Raw genomic sequence first — 18,433 nt, forward strand, 5'->3', positions numbered from 1 at the left:
AGTTAAAAGCAACCGCACTTTATTTGTAGATGATCCTGTGTGCTCACACACAGGATGTTTTTATTAAGCGTAAAGCGGATTTAAAATTTCAGTTTTTAAACCAAATTTCGCGATTGCATCAGCCACCACTTTCGCATCAAATTTGCCTTGTTTTGCAAGCTCATGTAATGCTGCAATCACAACATAACGCGCATCCACTTCGAAGTGTTCACGTAAGTTTTCACGGCTGTCTGAACGACCGAAACCGTCAGTACCTAATACGTGATAGCTTTGTGCAGGAATGAAGGCACGAACTTGTTCTGCGAATAATTTCATGTAGTCAGTTGCTGCAACCGCTGGTGCATCGTTCATTACTTGTGCGATATAAGGTACGCGTAGCGTTTCTGTTGGGTGTAACATATTCCAACGTACGGCATCCGCACCTTCACGAGCGACTTCAGTGAATGAAGGCACGCTATATACATCTGAGCTTACACCATATTCATTTGCAAGGATTTGTGCTGCTTCACGAACGTGACGGAAGATCGCGCCAGAACCTAATAATTGAACATGACCTTTGTTGCCTTTCGCTTCAACGGTTTCAAATTTATAAAGACCTTTACGAATACCCTCTTCTGCGCCTTTTGGCATTGCTGGTTGTTCGTAAGTTTCGTTTAATGTGGTGATGTAGTAGAACACATCTTCTTGTTTTTCACCATACATACGGTTGATACCGTCTTGTAGGATAACTGCCACTTCATAAACGTAAGCTGGGTCATAAGATACACAGTTAGGAATAACAAGAGATTGAATATGGCTATGACCATCTTCGTGTTGTAAACCTTCACCATTTAATGTTGTACGGCCAGAAGTACCACCGATCATGAAACCACGTGCTAACTGGTCTCCTGCTGCCCACATTAAGTCACCCACACGTTGGAAACCAAACATTGAGTAGTAGATGAAGAATGGAATCATTGGAAGGTTATTTACAGAGTATGAGTTCGCTGCAGCTAACCAAGATGATGCTGCACCTAATTCATTGATACCTTCTTGTAATACTTGACCATCTTTCGCTTCACGGTAGTACGCCACTAAATCGCGGTCAGAAGGCACATAGTTTTGACCATGTGGGTTGTAAATACCGATTTGACGGAATAAACCTTCCATACCGAAAGTACGTGCTTCGTCAGCAATAATTGGCACAATTTGTTGACCAATGTTCTTATCTTTCAATAAGGTATTTAAGAAACGTACAAATGCCATTGTAGTTGAAATTGGACGAGCTTGTTCTTCCAATAATGGTGCAAATTCTTCCAATGATGGCACTTTAAATTCAGTGGTGAATTTTGGTAAACGTTTTGGTAAATAACCATTTAACGCTTTACGTCTGCCGTGAAGATAATTGTACTCTTCCGAACCTTCTGGGAAGGTGATGTATGGATAGTTAGGAATATCTTCATCTTTAATATCTAATTGGAAATGATCGCGGAAAGATTTTAAGCTTTCGAGAGACATTTTTTTCGATTGATGCGCAGTATTTTTACTTTCTGCTTCAGGAATTTTATAACCTTTAACCATGTGCGCTAAGATCACAACAGGTTTACCTGCAGTTTGCGCTTTATGGAATGCGGCATAAAGTTTTTCTGAATCGTGACCACCACGTCTTAATGCCCAGATTTCATCGTCTGTCATATCCGCCACTAATGCAGCGGTTTCTGGATAACGACCGAAGAAGTGTTCACGAACATAAGCACCATCTTTAGATTTGAAGGTTAAATAGTCGCCATCAACTACTTCCATCATCAATTGAGTTAACTTACCTGAGGTATCTTTGGCAAATAATTTATCCCAGTTGGAACCCCACATGACTTTGATCACTTCCCAACCTGCACCAGCAAATAAACCTTCTAATTCTTGAACAATTTTACCGTTACCTGTTACTGGTCCATCTAAACGTTGCAAGTTACAGCTTACTACGAAGATTAAGTTATCTAAGCCTTCACGTGCTGCGAAGGTTAAATCACCTTTCGCTTCGATTTCGTCCATTTCACCATCACCAAGGAAAGCATATACTTTTTGATCTTTGGTGTCTTTTAAGCCACGGTTGTCTAAGTATTTTAAGAAACGAGCAGTACGGATTGCATTTACTGGGCCTAACCCCATGGATACCGTAGAGAATTGCCAAAATTCAGGCATTAATTTCGGGTGAGGGTAAGAAGAAAGACCTTTACCTGGTTCACATTCCTGACGGAAGTTATTCATTTGTTCTTCAGTAATACGGCCTTCAACAAATGCACGCGCATACATACCTGGTGCCGCATGGCCTTGGAAGAAGACTAAGTCACCACCGTTTTTATCCGTCGCTGCTTTGAAGAAGTGGTTAAAACAGACTTCATACATACTTGCAGCCGATTGATAAGTTGAAATGTGACCACCTAATTCAAGATCTTTTTTCTGACCACGTAATACCGCCATGATCGCATTCCAACGTACAGCACTACGAATACGACGCTCAATAGCTTTATCACCTGGGTATGCTGGCTGTTCAGAAACAGGGATTGTATTAACATAAGGGGTTGTTACGCCACCTTTTGCAATGTTCACACCACCATTACGTGCCTGATCAATCACTTGATTGATGATGTAATGCGCACGCTCTGCGCCTTCAGCACGAATTAATGAATCAACAGCTGACAACCAATCCTGTGTTTCAATTGGGTCAATATCGTTTACTAAGGTATTTGACATAGTCTTTCCTTATTTTACTGAGTGAAAATAAAGTTTGGTCATAACCAAACACGAAAATCAAGCTTGTTAACCAATGTTACAAACATTTAACAAATCTTGCAAATTTTAGAAGATTTTTTGCAAGAAAGATAGTAGATTTTCACTGTTCTCACGCATTTCTTCGAGTTATTGCCATACTCGTTACTAAAAGTGCGGTCATTTTTAAAGGATTTTTGGGTTAAGTTAAAGCATACTTTATATATTGCATTCCCTACCCGCTTTGATCTAAAGTGTTCGCATGCTTTTAAGCTTTTTAGAGGACAAAATATGAACACGACAACTCGCCCAATCTTTTCTCATAAACGAATAGCGCTCGTTGCACATGATAGTTGCAAACAAAATCTGCTCAATTGGGTAAAGAAACATAAAGAAGCTCTCGCTCCCCATCAACTTTATGCAACAGGTACAACCGGCCATCTATTGTCTAGAGAAACAGGACTTGAAATAGCCTCATTATTAAGTGGTCCGATGGGAGGAGATCAACAGCTTGGCGGACTGATTGCTGAGAAAAAAATTGATATGATGATTTTCTTTTGGGATCCGATGAACGCAGCACCACATGATCCCGATGTAAAAGCCTTAATGCGTATTGCAACTGTTTGGAATATTCCCGTAGCAATTAATCAAAGCACGGCTGATTTTCTTTTAACATCAAACTTATTTGATCAGAAAATCAATATTGATATTCCCGATTATGAAGGATATTTAAAGGCTCGTTTAGATTAAATGATAATATTGCTAGTCAAACAATACTAACCTGATAAAAAAGGAGATAAATGACTTTATCTCCTTTCTAATTGTTTCGTTGTTAATTACTGACCTTGAGCCGCTGCTGCCATCATTAGCATAAACAACACACCTTGAACTTGCTCTTCTGGAATTACTTGACCATTCAGTTTGAGTTCTCCCTTTTCAAGCACTAAGGTAAGCGTTACATTTTTATCATTATTCACCACAATATTTTGTGCTGCCGCTTGTTTCGCTTGCTCTTCAATTTTCTCTTTAACCAAAGCTTTATCTTCTTCTGTGGCAAATTGTGTAATAATTTTTTCTGCAGTCGCTTTATCTACATGAATATTTACCGCGAAATCCGTAAATTGTTTATATAAACTACCCGCCATTAAATCTAATTTCGGATCTTTCGCTAATGCCACATTTAAATCTAATGAGACTTTACCTTGATTATCTGAAATAGAAACCGGATTCAATTTAATTTGAGGCTGATTATTAAAAATAGCCATACCATGATTTTCAACCCATGAACTTAAAATTTCAGATACAACCTCCTCATTAACATTTTTATCATCACTTACTGACTTAAAGACAGTGAAAAGTGCTTCAATCAAAGCATTTGCTGCGTTTGCTTCAATATGGTTTAATTCACCATTGTAAGTTAATTTTCCCAAATCTTTTCCATCAATAATGACTGAGTCTAATGTATTTTCACTTTTAAAGTTCACAAAATCACCATTAAGTGAAATATCTGATGTTGCTTTTAAACCTTTTTCAATAATAGACGTTGTTTTTCCTGCATAATCAGTACTGGTCATTTCAAAACTTTCAGTTGAAGAAGAACCTTTACCTGTATAAATATAGGCCCATTTTGTTGGATTAAATGCCCCATCAAATTTCGAGCCCTTCATCTTCATTTTTACCGATTTAACAGCAGTAACATCCTGGTTATCTTCCCCATCAACATGATTAGGTCCTAAATCAGTAGTCACTTCGTCTAAAGTCATTTCATATTTACCCGCACGATCTTTATCAACATCAAAACCTATATTGATATTTGACCAAGCTAATTTATTTTGTGGTGAGTTAGGATCAATCACTTCCCCTGCCGCTAGATCAATCTTACCCTTTGTTGCTAAGCTATAGCTAGTAGAAGCTTGATATTGAACAGGCTTATCTGATTTAAGCAAATCAAATAAAGGTTGGGTTGTTTCATTTTTACCAATCACACCTTGTGCTGAAAACATTGTTGGTACAAAGTTGAATTTTTCTAGCTGATTAAGCGGAAATGGACCATGATAAAGCTTAGTTGAAAATGGAATAGTAAATACCTTCCCCTCTTTGGGTAAAGATATGACCACTTCATCTTCCACTTGAGAAGTAAAGAAACCGCGCTCAAACTGTTTATTTTGATAAACAACCTTAAATGAATCAGATAAGCCTAAAGCCTGAGCTTGTTTGTTTGCTAATTCAATTTGGCGTAAATATTCAGTTTGTGCTTTTTCCCCAGTAAACCAAGCTCCACCGACACCTACCACGCCAAGTGCCACAATTACGCCTAATGCTACGACTGATTTTTTCATTTTGATTCCTTTATTAAATTAATAGATGACTAAAATTGTCAGCAATTTATCATAAAATGAAATTTTTTTCTTATTTTTTCAAAAATATTTTATTTTTCCCCTTGAACTTTATTCCTGCGGACTTATTTTGTAAAACAAGAACGGAAATGACCGCACTTTAAAAGGAAGAAAAAATTTTAAATCTTACCTCTTGAAATGCGAAAAAGTATCCACATCTTATTCATCGTAATAACTTACAACGAATTTAAAATTTAATTAGGAGTAACAACATGGGAAAAATTATTGGTATTGACTTAGGTACAACAAACTCTTGTGTCGCTGTAATGGATGGTGATAAACCACGCGTAATTGAAAATGCAGAAGGCGATCGTACTACCCCGTCAATTATCGCTTATACAAATGATAACGAAATTTTAGTGGGTCAACCGGCAAAACGCCAAGCGGTGACCAACCCGAAAAATACATTGTTCGCGATTAAACGTTTAATCGGTCGTCGTTTTGAAGATGCTGAAGTAAAACGTGACATCGATATTATGCCATTTGAAATCACCAAAGCAGACAATGGTGATGCATGGGTAAATGTAAAAGGTGACAAACTTGCACCGCCACAAATTTCTGCAGAAGTATTGAAAAAAATGAAGAAAACTGCGGAAGATTTCTTAGGTGAGCCAGTGACTAAAGCGGTAATCACTGTTCCTGCATACTTTAACGATGCTCAACGTCAAGCAACAAAAGATGCTGGTCGTATCGCAGGCTTAGAAGTCAAACGTATTATCAACGAACCAACAGCAGCAGCATTAGCTTACGGTTTAGATAAAGGTCAAGGCAACAAAACTATCGCTGTTTATGACTTAGGTGGTGGTACATTCGACTTATCTATCATCGAAATTGATGAAGTAGGTGGCGAAAAAACCTTTGAAGTATTAGCAACCAACGGTGATACTCACTTAGGAGGTGAAGACTTCGATAACCGTGTCATCAACTACTTAGTGGATGAATTCAAAAAAGAACAAGGCGTTGATTTACGTAATGATCCACTTGCAATGCAACGTTTAAAAGAAGCAGGTGAAAAAGCGAAAATTGAACTTTCTTCTGCACAACAAACAGATGTTAACTTACCTTACATCACTGCAGATGCAACAGGTCCTAAACACTTAAACATTAAATTAACTCGTGCTAAATTAGAATCTTTAGTAGAAGATTTAGTGGCGAAATCACTTGAGCCTGTAAAAGTTGCATTAAACGATGCTGGCTTAAGTGCGTCACAAATTGATGATGTTATCCTAGTGGGCGGTCAAACCCGTATGCCATTAGTACAACAAAAAGTAGAAGAATTCTTCGGTAAAGCACCTCGTAAAGATGTGAACCCGGATGAAGCCGTTGCTATTGGTGCAGCAGTTCAAGGTGGCGTATTAGCAGGTGATGTAACGGATGTATTGTTGTTAGACGTAACACCATTATCTTTAGGTATCGAAACAATGGGTGGTGTGATGACTACCTTAATTGAGAAAAACACAACGATTCCAACTAAAAAATCACAAGTTTTCTCAACAGCAGAAGATAACCAAAGTGCAGTAACGATTCACGTATTACAAGGTGAACGTAAACAAGCATCAGCAAATAAATCTTTAGGTCAATTCAACCTTGAGGGCATCAACCCAGCTCCACGCGGTATGCCACAAATTGAAGTGACCTTCGACATCGACGCTGACGGTATCATCCACGTTTCTGCAAAAGACAAAGGTACTGGTAAAGAACAACAAATCACCATCAAAGCCTCTTCAGGTTTAAGTGATGAAGAAATTCAAAAAATGGTTCGTGATGCAGAAGCAAACGCTGAAGCAGACCGTAAATTTGAAGAATTAGTACAAGCTCGCAACCAAGCAGATCATCTTGTACACAGCACACGTAAACAATTAGAAGAATCGGGTGATAAAGTTCCAGCTGAAGATCGTGCAGCAATCGAAAGCGCATTAAGCGATCTAGAAACAGCGGCGAAAGGGGAAGATAAAGCAGCTATCGAAGCTAAACTTCAAGTGCTTGCAGAAGTTGCTCAAAAACTTGTTCAAGCTGCTCAACCACAAGCTGATACACAACAAGCTCAAAGTAGCAACCCAAATGATGATGTGGTTGATGCTGAGTTTGAAGAAGTGAAAGATAATAAATAGTTTTTTGTTAAATAATAACAGGGCGTAGAAATACGCCCTTTATCCTTTTTATATAAAAATAGACACTAAATAACCATGCTCGTTTATATTAACCAATTTGAATTAGTAGGCAAAAATAGTTGTGATGAGGCTTTTTACCTTATTTCTAAATGGCTGACTAAAAATGCAAACAAAAAAATCTCAAAAGAATTTTTAAAAAGTGGTAAGGAACTTTCAATAAAAACTAGTCACATTAGAACGTATGTTGCTGATGAATTAGAACCCTATTTATATTCTATATTATTCTCTCACCCTGATAAAAACGTATCTGGAAGACAGTGGATTACTGAAATTAGCATAAAATCAGAAAATAATAAGACTGAAATATCTATCTCATTAGAAGTTAGTGATATCAGTACCCGTGTAAAAGAGCCGCCCAAAACAACCAAACCTTATTTAGTTGCTTTATTGAATAAAAATAAATACTTATCCCCTAATACTATTGGACTAAAAGTCAGTAGATTAAAGAATAACCACGATGAATTTAGAGCGTTAGATTATGAGATAAATAAAGAAAACAGAGAATACTCTCTTGTTCTCGTGAGTAAAAGGAAACACAGTGATGAATTTTTATTAGAGCCTAATAAATTACAAGAACAACTAGTTGGGTTAGCTAAAGTTATTTCTATTGATAAAGATGTTAATTTAAAAGATTTAGAAAATTACATTGGTGCTAATAGTGTTTGGGATGGTGCAATTAGGATTATCTACCCTCCAAGGGTAAAACACACAAAACTATTTAGAAGTTGTGAAATAACAAAGCTAAATGAACTTGGTAATGATATTTATCATGAGTTACTTTCTTTTATCACTCATACGACTAATGGTTTTAATAAAAGAAAACATTTCAGTCCAACAGATGTCAGATCAAAAAGGTCAAGAGATAGAATTGAACTCCTTAAAACTCAAGTTAAAGATAGTAAAGATTATGAGAGTTTAGCAAACGAAGCATTTGATGAATTAAAAAAACAAGATGATATATTCAATAAGAAAAAAAATGATTTCAAAGCAGAAATTGACGAATTATCCTTAAAAAACTTAGAGCTTGAAGAAGAAATAAAAAGAATAAAACAAGATAAATATAATTTAGAAAATAGAATAATATATTCTAAAAAAGATAGAGAAATAAAAAAAGAATATGGATTACTTAACTATGGAGTCGAGGAAGATCTTTACCCTGATGAAATAAAGGATCTCATTTTAAGTATAATTGAATCTTATTACAAAAACACAGATTTAGACAAAAATGATCGACAATATAAAATCCTAGAGGATATAATCAATAAAAACTTAAAACTTGAATATGCAAACGAAATAATAAGAGAGTGCAAAAGGATTTTCACAAATTATTCATCTATAACAAAAAAAATGAAAAGTGACTTATCTAAATTAAAATTAGAAGTCATAGAAGATGGAACACATAACAAATTAAAATTCATTAACGACGACCGATTCATTGTGGTTTTCTCAAAAACATCAAGTGATGAAAAAACATCTAAAAACCTGCTTAATCATATAAAAAAAGCATTACTGCACAACTTAATAAACATTTAGAAAATATTGACTTAAATAATACAAATACAATTCATAATTTAACCTTATTAAAAATATAATTAATCACACTTAAAAGTAGGATAAAAAAAATATTTTACCTTAGATGGTTATACAGGAAATTTTTAGTTTACATACGCAAAAATGTAGGAGAAACAATGAAATTCGAAACGAAATGCCTCCATGCTGGCTATAGCCCTAAAAACGGTGAGCCACGTGTTCAACCTATCGTGCAAAGCACGACTTATACCTACGATTCTGCAGAAGAAATTGGTAAGTTATTTGATTTACAAGCCGCAGGTTATTTCTATACTCGTCTAGCAAACCCAACGACAAATGCTGCGGAAGAAAAAATTACTGCACTTGAAGGTGGGGTCGCAACAATGTGTACTGCCTCAGGCCAATCTGCTGTTTTCTATGCGATGTTGAATATTTTAGAAGCGGGCGATCACTTCATTTCCTCTTCTTATGTGTATGGCGGTTCCTATAATTTATTTGCCCACACATTCAAAAAAATGGGTATCGAAGTGACTTTTGTAGATCAAGATTTACCACTTGAAGAACTCAAAAAAGCGATTCGTCCAAACACAAAAGCGGTCTTTGCTGAAACTATTGCGAACCCTGCTTTACGAGTGTTAGATATTGAAAAATTTGCTGCCTTAGCGAAAGCTGCAGAGGCGCCATTATTAATTGATAATACCTTTGCTACCCCCTATTTTTGTCGTCCAATCGAATTTGGTGCAAACGTGGTCATTCACAGCACATCTAAATATTTAGATGGTCATGCTATTGCCCTTGGTGGTGCAATTACAGACGGTGGTAACTTTAATTGGAATAACGGTAAATATCCGCAACTAAGCACACCAGACCAAACTTATCACGGTTTAGTTTATACAGAAACCTTTGGTCCTGCAGCTTATATTGTCAAAGCACGTGTTCAATTAATGCGTGATTTAGGTGCAGCGCCTGCCCCACAAAATAGTTTCTTATTGAATGTAGGCATGGAAACCCTTGCACTTCGTATGCAACGTCATTATGAAAATGCACAGGCCATAGCCGAGTTTTTAGAAAAACATCCGCAAGTCGTTAAAGTGAATTACCCTGGCTTATCGAACTCACCAGATTACGCACTCAAACAAAAATATTTACCGAACGGTTTGTGTGGTGTCATTTCCTTTGAGATTAAAGGTGGCAAAGAAACCGCGGCAAAATGGTTAAACGCGTTACAAATGACCTCACGTGAAGTACACGTAGCTGATATTCGTACTTGTGCGTTACATCCAGCGACTTCAACGCATCGTCAATTAAGTGAAGCTGAACTAGAGCAAGCCGATATTTCTGCAGGGCTTATTCGTCTTTCTTGCGGTATTGAAAATATTCAAGATATTTTAGCTGACTTAGAGCAAGCATTCGCTGCAGCGAAATAAGTATTATAAGGCAGGCAAATTGCCTGCCACTTTAAATAGAGAGATAAAAGCGTTTAGCTTATCGCTTATTTTTATTTGTTTACTTATCTTAATAGTAAGCAAACAAAAACAAGTATAAATTAACGTATTTACCCTTGATATTTCTGCCTTCGGCATCATTTTTATTGTTAGGTATGTTGTTAATGCAGTACCACACAATAACAAAATAAAATTTTTTAAATTTATATTTTTAAACGGAAAACGAAAACATTATGGCAAAGAAAGATTATTACGACGTTCTTGGTGTTGAACGTGGCGCAGATGAAAAAGCAATTAAACGTGCTTATAAAAAACTCGCCATGCAATATCACCCTGATAGAACCAAAGGTGATAAAGCCAAAGAAGAAAAATTTAAAGAAATCCAAGAAGCCTATGAAATCTTAGGCGATAAAGAAAAACGTGCGGCTTACGATCAATACGGTCACGCAGCATTTGAACAAGGTGGCATGGGAGGCGGTGGCTTCGGCGGTGGATTCAGCGGCGCTGATTTCGGTGATATTTTTGGTGATATGTTCGGCGATATCTTCGGCGGTGGCGGACGCGGTCGTCAGCGCGTAGTGCGTGGTGAAGATTTACGTTATGACATCCAAATTACGTTAGAAGAAGCCGTAAAAGGTACAACCAAAGACATCCAAATCAATACGCTTGCTCACTGTGATAGCTGTGATGGCTCTGGTGCAGAAAAAGGATCGAAAGTTGAAACATGTCCAAGCTGTCATGGTTCTGGTCGTGTTCGTCGTCAACAAGGTTTCTTCGTAACTGAAGCGGTTTGTCCTACTTGTCATGGTTCTGGTAAGAAAATTGAAAAACCATGTAAAAGCTGCCATGGCGAAGGTCGTGTTCACAAGAAGAAAAACCTGTCCGTTAAAATTCCAGCAGGTGTGGATACCGGCAACCAATTACGTTTAAGCGGTGAAGGTGCGGCTGGCGAAAATGGTGCACCAGCAGGCGATTTATATGTGGTGATTCACGTTAAAGAACATCATATCTTTGAACGTGATGGTAATAACCTCTACTGCGAAGTGCCAATCAGTTTCTCAATGGCAGCGTTAGGGGGTGAAATTGAAGTCCCAACCTTAGACGGTAAAGTGAAACTCAAAATCCCTGCTGAAACCCAAACAGGCAAACTATTCCGTATGCGTGGTAAAGGAGTTAACTCTACACGTAGCGGCTACGCAGGCGATCTCATTTGTCGCGTGGTGATTGAAACACCGGTGAACTTAAATAAAGAACAGAAAGAATTATTAGAAAAACTGGAAGAAAGTTTGAAAGGACAAAAATCGCATAGTCCGAAATCTTCAAGCTTTTTAGACGGTGTGAAGAAATTCTTTGATAACTTAGGTAAGTAATCCTAAACAGAAAGTGCGGTCAATTTTAAAACTATTTTGAAATTGACCGCACTTTTTTATTGATAAAAAAGGACCTATCTACTAGGCCCTTTTTCTCTGTATTATTCTTTAAGCTTTAACCATTTGCTAGATAATGTTCCGGCCGTCATTGCACCATTCACATTCAGTGCAGTTCGTCCCATATCAATTAATGGCTCAATTGAAATCAATAAACCCACTAATTCTAACGGTAGATTTAAGGTTGATAACACCACAATCGCGGCAAAGGTTGCACCACCACCTACTCCAGCAATACCGAAAGAGGAGATCGCCACCACCAATACTAATGTTGCAATATAGCTCACCGTAAATGGATCAACGCCCACTGTTGGTGCCACCATTACCGCTAGCATCGCAGGATAAATCCCTGCACAACCATTCTGCCCGATTGTTGCTCCAAAGGTGGCAGAAAAGTTTGCTACAACAGGGTTATTACCCAGTTTATCTGTTTGAGTTTCAATGTTTAACGGAATACTCGCCGCGCTTGAACGAGAGGTAAAAGCAAAACTTAATGTTGGCAATGCTTTTTTGAAGTAAGTAATTGGGTTAATACCAGATAAACCAAGTAACACACCATGCACAATAAACATCAAAATAATCGCAATATAGGATGCAACAATAAAGCTACCTAAGTTCAGAATATCTTCCCATTTTGACGTCGCCGCCATTTTAATCATTAAAGCAAACACACCATAAGGGGTTAAACGAATGACAAAGCGTACTAAACGCATGACTAATTTATTTAATGTATCAACTCCTTGTGCGATACGATCACCAAGTGATTGATCTTCTTTACGTAAACTTAATGCTGCTACACCTAAAAATGCAGAGAAAATCACGGTACTGATAATCGAGGTTGGATTCGCTCCGGTTAATTCTGCAAATGGATTTTTAGGAATAAAGGAAATCAACATCGCTGGAATGGAAAGATTGCTGACTTGATCAACTCGCCCTACAACTTTCGTCTGTGCCGCTAACTCACGCTCACCCGCCACTAAACCTTCTGCAGTTAAACCAAACACTTGCACCATAATGATACCGATTAATGCCGCAATGGCTGTAGTGATTAAAAGCACGGAAAGTACGCTAAAACTGATTTTGCCTAATGAGCCGGCTTGATTTAAACGCGTAATCGCAGAAAGGATCGATACGAACACCAACGGCATTACAATCATTTGGAGTAAGCGAACATAACCGCCGCCCACTAAATTGATCCAATCCAAGGCGGTTTTCACGGTTTCTTGCTCACTTAAGGATTGCAGTAATGCACCGCCTACAAGCCCTAATAACAAACCAACAAATACCGTTTGACCTAATTTTTGCGTACTACGATAGAGATAATTAAGCCCTAAAAGCACAGCAACAAAAAGCACTAAAGTAATAAATAACATTTTTGTTCCTTAAGAAGTTGATAAGTAAGTCTATTTAATGGTTTTTATTAACGGAAATAAAATGTTTTTTAGGAATGAAATATAACTAAATAGAATTTAAAAGGGATAAACGATTTTATCCCTTTTTAAAATTGAAAAGAGAGTGATTACTAGACGACAGAAATCGCTTTTATTTGCACATAAACATCCATGCCTTGAGCAAAATGTAATTCATTAAACGCCCATTTACTGATACTTGCCCAAACTTTATGCCCTTCCACCAATACCGCAATATCAATACGATTCTCTTGTGGAACGATCTGTACAATTTGTCCTCGTAAGATATTACGAATGCTCGTTTGCTCTGGCTTGCTTAAAGTAAGCGACACATCGGAGCTATAAATACAGACGCGTACTTTTTCATTCGCTTGATGATGCACTTCGTTGATCCAAAGTTGCTGTCCGCCTAAAGAAAGTGCGGTCATTTTATAGGTTGGATTATGTAAATATACTGGCAACGCCAACACACTACTCTGCTCCGATTCACCTTTCCAAGGGGCAAATAACGGACTGTTCCACACATTTTCTAAGGTGTCATAGGCTTTCACTTTACCATTTTCCATCAGCACAACGCGATCGGCCAAGCGTAATAATTCATCTAAACTGTGCGTCACATATAAAATCGGCACATTAATTTCTTTGGATAGACTTTCCAAATATTGCATAAGCTCACGTTTGCGAGGCACATCTAAAGCTGAAAGCGGTTCATCCATTAACAAAATATCAGGATCCGTTAATAAGGCTCGCCCAATCGCCACACGTTGTTTTTCGCCACCGGATAAAGTAAGTGGATAGCGTTTGAGTAAAGGTTCAATACCAAGTAGCTGAACGATATAGTCAAAATCTTCACGACTTACATTCTTCATGCCATAACGTAAATTGCCTTTGACATTGTAATGGGGAAATAAACGCGCATCTTGGAATACATAGCCGATTTTGCGCTGATGCACGGGGAGATTCTCACCGTTCTCCACATCCACCAAAGTGCGGTCATTTAAACGAATAAATCCTTGATCGGGATGAGTTAAGCCACTCACTAAATTAATCAATGAGGTTTTCCCCGAACCTGACAAACCAAAAATAGCCGTCACACCTTGAGTTGGCAGTTGAAGATCTGCACGTAAGGTTAGGCGACCTAATTGTTGTTGTACATTAATGTGTAGCATCGCCCTGCCCCAATTTTTTCTGCATCCGTTTGCTTAAGGCTTCGGAAAGCAATAAGGAAATCAATGAAAGGATCACCGCAAACAAGCAAAGGCGTGCAGTTTGTGCTTCTGCGCCTGGTGTTTGGATGAATGAATACATCGCTAAAGGAATGGTTTGGGTTTCCCCCGCAATATTAGATACGAAAGTAATGGTTGCACCAAATTCCCCTAAAGAACGAGCAAACCCTAATACTAAACCCGCCAATACACCAGGTAGAGAAAGGGGTAACGTAATCGTGAAAAAAACTCGCCAAGGCGAAGCGCCAAGCGTTTGTGCGGCTTGCTCTAATTTAAAATCAATGCTTTCCAAGGAAAGACGAATCGCCCGCACGACCAATGGAAATGCCACCACTGCAGAAGCTAATACTGCCCCTTTCCAGCTAAAGCCAAAGGATAAACCAAACCATTGATATAAATACTTACCAATAAAGCCATTACGCCCCATGGCAACCAATAATAAATAACCGATTACCACTGGTGGCAACACCAAAGGCAAATGAATAATCCCTGTAATCAACGACTTACCATAGAATTCCTTACGAGCCAGTAACCAAGCGATAAAAATCGCGAAAGGTAAACTCCAAAGCATAGAACTCAATGCAACACTCATACTTAAGTGAATTGCATCCCATTCCATAGGGCTTAATTGAAACCAAGAGAGCAAAATATTTCCTTGTATATATCGATATGATTAAATTTCTTTATAGATAACAAAAAGGACAGTTTCCTGTCCTTTTCTTGTAAAACGAAGCCTCATTATTTCACAGAGAAACCATATTCAACAAATACTTTCTTCGCGGCATCAGATTCTAAGTAATTAAGAAAATCACGAGTATCTGCATTATCATGATCTTTTAAAATCGCTGCTGGGTATTCTACCGGTTTATAACTGTCTTTCGGGAATACACCTACTGCTTTCACGTCTTTACTCACTTTAGCATCGGTGCTATACACAATACCGTAAGGTGCTTCAGCACGTTCAACTAAGGCGAGTGCACCACGTACATCTTTCGCACGAGCTAATTTATCTTTAACTTGATCCCATAAATTCAATTTCGTTAATGATTCTTCTGCATATTGTCCTGCAGGAACGTGGGCAGGGTCACCCACAGATAAATAACTATCTTTTAAGCCTTTAATCCATTCGCCTTTTGCAACATCAACTGAATTAACAGTGCTTTTAGCTGGCGCAATTAATACTAACTCATTACCCACTAATACTTTTTCAGTTTCTTTTACTGTAAGGTTTTTATCAGATAAATATTTCATCCATTTATTGCTAGCTGAGATAAATAAATCTGCTGGCGCACCTTCTTCAACTTGTTTAGCTAAAGTGGATGAAGATGCAAAAGAAAACACTACTTCATTACTTGCTTTTTCAGCTTTATACTTCTCTGCAATTTGTTGTAACGCATCAGTCATGGAAGCGGCTGCAAATACAGTGATTTTTGCAGATGCAGCGAAAGACACGCCCATACCTGCAATTAAAAGTGCGGTTGCAAATTTGGTTAATTTCATTATTTATCTCCTATATAAATGAAACTATATGTAAAAAAATATACTGCGCTTGAATTATAACTTTAATTTTAAAATAAGCATACAGAAAAAAACAAAAATCAAGTAAAATAAGCAAAATTATGTATTAGGAGGAGATGATGAAACAAACTGAAATTTTACTGACAATCAAACTTCATCAAAAATTATTTATAGACCCAAAACGTGTTCGCCTCTTAAAAGAAATTAAAGAATGTGGCTCAATTAATCAGGCAGCCCAAAATGCAAAAGTGAGCTATAAAAGTGCGTGGGATCACCTTGAGGCGATGAATAAAATCAGCCCAAAACCACTTTTAGAACGTAATATTGGTGGAAAAAATGGGGGCGGTACGTCATTAACCACTTATGCTGAACGTTTACTGCAGCTTTATGATTTGCTCGAACAAACACAAGAGCACGCCTTCCATATTCTGCAAGATGAGACAATTCCACTCAACAGCTTGCTTTCAGCAACAGCAAAATTCTCCTTACAAAGTAGCGCGCGTAATCAATTTTTCGGTAAGGTTTTAAGCCAACATATTGTGGATTCCCGTTGCATCGTTGCGGTCAATATTCAGGATTTAGCCCATCCATTACACGTTTCGATCACGCTACGCAGTGCTGAACGTCTAAAACTCATTACTGAAAAAGAAGTGATGGTGATGTTTAAAGCGCCTTGGGTGAAGGTGAGTGCTACTACATTAGAAGAAAAAAACAACCTTTTCCAAGCAACCATTCTTTCTATGCAAAATGAAGAAGCGATTTTGCAAATAAAAGACAGCTCAATTGAATTTTGTGCGAGTATTCATAGTAAAGATGGCTGGAAAGTGGGACAAGAAGTGTGGTTACATGTGGAGCCAGAACAAATCATCTTGGCAACATTGAAATAACCCTTATAAACTCAAAGTGCGGTCAAAATTAACCGCACTTTTTTATTTTAGCTTACAACGCAATCTCATCAATCGAGCGCCCAAAACTTGGCAAAAAGACCTGTAAAAAATAATCCATTTCTTGACTGTGCCATTGTTCCATTAAATTTTCTAAACGTTTTTTAGCTGTTTTAAATTCATGATTACCATGCTCTAATTCAAATTGAGCTTTAATGTAAGCACAAATCAAATCCGCTTGTTTTACTAAATGCTTTTCTTCAGGGCTAAATTGTTCACTGTCTAAATATGGCGCGAAGCTGTCTTGTAATTCTGTCGGAAGCAAACTAATTAAATGTAATTCTGCGGCTGTTTCAATGTCTTTATAAGCATGTGTAATTTCAGAATTAAAATATTTAATTGGCGTCGGTAAATCTCCGGTAAAAATTTCAGAAGTATCATGATACATTGCCATCACTGCAATACGTTCAGGATTGACTTCACCACCAAAAAAACGATTTTTAATAATGGCTAAAGCCTGTGCAACAAAGGCAACTTGCAGACTATGCTCTGCCAAGTTTTCCTTTTCAATATTGCGCATCAATGACCAACGCTGAATTAAGCGAAGACGATCTAAACAGGCAAAAAAGTGACTCGTTTTAACTTCCACAAGATATCCTTAGTTAGATGGCAACTCTTCAATAATCACGGGAAGATTGATGACGTTACCTAAGCGAGAAATCGTGATAATAACTTCTGTATTCGGTTTAGTATCACTGATAATTTGCATCATTTCACGAATAGACAGATTATCTTGTTTATTTAAACGTAAAATCACATCCCCCACTTGAATACCTGCTTTTGCTGCGGGACTATTGGCTGTCACGCCGGTAATGACAATGCCACCGTTGGAGTTAGAAGAAATTTCACTTTGAACACCAAAATAACCACGAATCACACGACCATCGCGAATAATTTTATACAATACATCGTTTGCAATACTGATTGGAATCGCAAAATTCAGTCCTTCCGCAATTTCATTAGCTGTTTTACCAATACTTAACGTACTAATGCCTACTAATTCGCCCGCTGAGTTAATCAATGCGCCACCTGAATTACCACGATTAATCGAGGCATCAGTTTGAATAAAGTTTTGACGACCTAAAGAATCCCCTACAGCACTACGTCCTACCGCACTGATAATCCCTTGGGATACACTTTGACCGAGGTTATACGGGTTACCAATAGCCAGAGCAATATCACCCACTCGTACTTGGCGCTCTTTATTTTGTGGAATCGTGGAAAGATCGGTTGCTTTAATTTTTAGTACCGCAAGATCCGTTAAATTATCCGAACCAATTAAATTCGCTTCATAAATATTACCGTTTTGCAGTGCGACTACAATTTGATCGGCATTTTGGATAACGTGTTTATTGGTGAGTATATAACCGTCTTTCGTCATAATCACACCAGAACCTAAGTTATTTACCTGTAATTGATCGCTATCATTAATGCTGGCAGAAGAAAAAGATCGGTTGTACACGTTCACCACAGCTGGAGAAGCAATTCTCACGGCGCTGTTGAACGACACTATATCGTCAGCAGAGAAAAGGCTGCTGTTATTGAGCTTAGGAACGGCAAATAAAATAACACCTGCCGCAGCAAGCCCCCAAAGGGCGGAGTGGAAAAGTTTTTTAAACATT

At 37.8% G+C, this 18,433-nt stretch carries 14 protein-coding genes; 6 read left to right on the forward strand and 8 right to left on the reverse strand.

The window, feature by feature from the left end:
• Positions 1 to 63 precede the first annotated feature (63 nt).
• Entirely contained in the window at positions 64 to 2,730 is a 2,667-nt protein-coding gene (gene aceE / locus DPV95_RS01925) for a pyruvate dehydrogenase (acetyl-transferring), homodimeric type (protein ID WP_111406574.1), read from the reverse strand.
• A gap of 306 nt (positions 2,731 to 3,036) precedes the next feature.
• Between aceE and mgsA the strand changes: the two genes are divergently transcribed.
• Positions 3,037 to 3,495 carry a methylglyoxal synthase gene (gene mgsA, locus DPV95_RS01930; protein ID WP_049366755.1) on the forward strand — a complete coding sequence of 153 codons (459 nt, stop codon included), beginning with the start codon at positions 3,037 to 3,039 and terminating at the stop codon, positions 3,493 to 3,495.
• Between the two features lie 86 nt (positions 3,496 to 3,581).
• Here the strand turns inward: mgsA and DPV95_RS01935 are convergent, their stop codons facing one another.
• On the reverse strand, positions 3,582 to 5,084 hold the full coding sequence (locus DPV95_RS01935) for a YdgA family protein (RefSeq protein ID WP_111406575.1): 1,503 nt from the start codon (positions 5,082 to 5,084) through the stop codon (positions 3,582 to 3,584).
• 269 nt (positions 5,085 to 5,353) lie between these two features.
• Between DPV95_RS01935 and dnaK the strand changes: the two genes are divergently transcribed.
• The 4 genes from dnaK to dnaJ all read left to right on the forward strand — a co-directional run bounded on the left by dnaK (position 5,354) and on the right by dnaJ (position 11,657).
• The gene (dnaK, locus tag DPV95_RS01940) at positions 5,354 to 7,252 is read left to right on the forward strand and encodes a molecular chaperone DnaK (protein ID WP_049366757.1); all 1,899 of its coding nucleotides are present in this window, start codon (positions 5,354 to 5,356) and stop codon (positions 7,250 to 7,252) included.
• A gap of 75 nt (positions 7,253 to 7,327) precedes the next feature.
• Positions 7,328 to 8,845, forward strand: coding sequence for a hypothetical protein (locus tag DPV95_RS01945; RefSeq protein WP_049366758.1), 1,518 nt, complete (start codon positions 7,328 to 7,330; stop codon positions 8,843 to 8,845).
• A 155-nt stretch (positions 8,846 to 9,000) separates the two neighbouring features.
• The gene (locus tag DPV95_RS01950; RefSeq protein WP_111406576.1) at positions 9,001 to 10,269 is read left to right on the forward strand and encodes an O-acetylhomoserine aminocarboxypropyltransferase/cysteine synthase family protein; all 1,269 of its coding nucleotides are present in this window, start codon (positions 9,001 to 9,003) and stop codon (positions 10,267 to 10,269) included.
• Positions 10,270 to 10,520: 251 nt separating this feature from the next.
• Entirely contained in the window at positions 10,521 to 11,657 is a 1,137-nt protein-coding gene (dnaJ, locus tag DPV95_RS01955) for a molecular chaperone DnaJ (RefSeq protein WP_049366760.1), read from the forward strand.
• Between the two features lie 101 nt (positions 11,658 to 11,758).
• On the opposite strand, the gene DPV95_RS01960 is transcribed toward dnaJ, so the two are convergent.
• The 4 genes from DPV95_RS01960 to modA form a co-directional block, all read right to left on the reverse strand.
• The gene (locus DPV95_RS01960; RefSeq protein ID WP_049366761.1) at positions 11,759 to 13,087 is read right to left on the reverse strand and encodes an L-cystine transporter; all 1,329 of its coding nucleotides are present in this window, start codon (positions 13,085 to 13,087) and stop codon (positions 11,759 to 11,761) included.
• A 149-nt stretch (positions 13,088 to 13,236) separates the two neighbouring features.
• Positions 13,237 to 14,292 (reverse strand): molybdenum ABC transporter ATP-binding protein ModC, encoded by a 1,056-nt coding sequence (gene modC / locus DPV95_RS01965; protein WP_049366762.1) that lies wholly within the window; start codon positions 14,290 to 14,292, stop codon positions 13,237 to 13,239.
• Positions 14,279 to 14,995: a molybdate ABC transporter permease subunit gene (gene modB / locus DPV95_RS01970; protein ID WP_255308508.1), complete on the reverse strand. Its 717-nt coding sequence runs from the start codon at positions 14,993 to 14,995 to the stop codon at positions 14,279 to 14,281. The genes modC and modB overlap by 14 nt, the downstream gene beginning before the upstream one ends.
• Before the next feature lie 92 nt (positions 14,996 to 15,087).
• Positions 15,088 to 15,852, reverse strand: a complete 765-nt coding sequence (modA, locus tag DPV95_RS01975; RefSeq protein WP_080351276.1) for a molybdate ABC transporter substrate-binding protein — start codon at positions 15,850 to 15,852, stop codon at positions 15,088 to 15,090.
• A 134-nt stretch (positions 15,853 to 15,986) separates the two neighbouring features.
• Here modA and modE point away from each other — a divergent pair, with 134 nt between their 5' ends.
• Complete coding sequence (modE, locus tag DPV95_RS01980; RefSeq protein ID WP_049366764.1) at positions 15,987 to 16,754, forward strand: molybdenum-dependent transcriptional regulator ModE; 768 nt, start codon at positions 15,987 to 15,989, stop codon at positions 16,752 to 16,754.
• Positions 16,755 to 16,806: 52 nt separating this feature from the next.
• Here modE and yfbR read toward each other — a convergent pair whose 3' ends face one another.
• On the reverse strand, positions 16,807 to 17,400 hold the full coding sequence (gene yfbR, locus DPV95_RS01985; RefSeq protein WP_049366765.1) for a 5'-deoxynucleotidase: 594 nt from the start codon (positions 17,398 to 17,400) through the stop codon (positions 16,807 to 16,809).
• Between the two features lie 9 nt (positions 17,401 to 17,409).
• Positions 17,410 to 18,432 (reverse strand): outer membrane-stress sensor serine endopeptidase DegS, encoded by a 1,023-nt coding sequence (degS, locus tag DPV95_RS01990; protein WP_049366766.1) that lies wholly within the window; start codon positions 18,430 to 18,432, stop codon positions 17,410 to 17,412.
• Position 18,433: the final 1 nt, after the last annotated feature.

This window comes from Haemophilus parainfluenzae (genome assembly GCF_003252755.1).
Lineage (GTDB): Bacteria > Pseudomonadota > Gammaproteobacteria > Enterobacterales > Pasteurellaceae > Haemophilus_D > Haemophilus_D parainfluenzae_N.

Excerpts from the sequence above, each read along its gene's own strand:
- modE (WP_049366764.1), top strand. The coding sequence starts at position 15,987 with ATGAAACAAACTGAAATTTTACTGACAATCAAACTTCATCAAAAATTA.
- dnaJ (WP_049366760.1), top strand. The coding sequence starts at position 10,521 with ATGGCAAAGAAAGATTATTACGACGTTCTTGGTGTTGAACGTGGCGCA.
- DPV95_RS01950 (WP_111406576.1), top strand. The coding sequence starts at position 9,001 with ATGAAATTCGAAACGAAATGCCTCCATGCTGGCTATAGCCCTAAAAAC.
- aceE (WP_111406574.1), bottom strand. The coding sequence starts at position 2,730 with ATGTCAAATACCTTAGTAAACGATATTGACCCAATTGAAACACAGGAT.
- DPV95_RS01945 (WP_049366758.1), top strand. The coding sequence starts at position 7,328 with ATGCTCGTTTATATTAACCAATTTGAATTAGTAGGCAAAAATAGTTGT.
- dnaK (WP_049366757.1), top strand. The coding sequence starts at position 5,354 with ATGGGAAAAATTATTGGTATTGACTTAGGTACAACAAACTCTTGTGTC.
- mgsA (WP_049366755.1), top strand. The coding sequence starts at position 3,037 with ATGAACACGACAACTCGCCCAATCTTTTCTCATAAACGAATAGCGCTC.
- DPV95_RS01935 (WP_111406575.1), bottom strand. The coding sequence starts at position 5,084 with ATGAAAAAATCAGTCGTAGCATTAGGCGTAATTGTGGCACTTGGCGTG.
- degS (WP_049366766.1), bottom strand. The coding sequence starts at position 18,432 with ATGTTTAAAAAACTTTTCCACTCCGCCCTTTGGGGGCTTGCTGCGGCA.
- modC (WP_049366762.1), bottom strand. The coding sequence starts at position 14,292 with ATGCTACACATTAATGTACAACAACAATTAGGTCGCCTAACCTTACGT.
- DPV95_RS01960 (WP_049366761.1), bottom strand. The coding sequence starts at position 13,087 with ATGTTATTTATTACTTTAGTGCTTTTTGTTGCTGTGCTTTTAGGGCTT.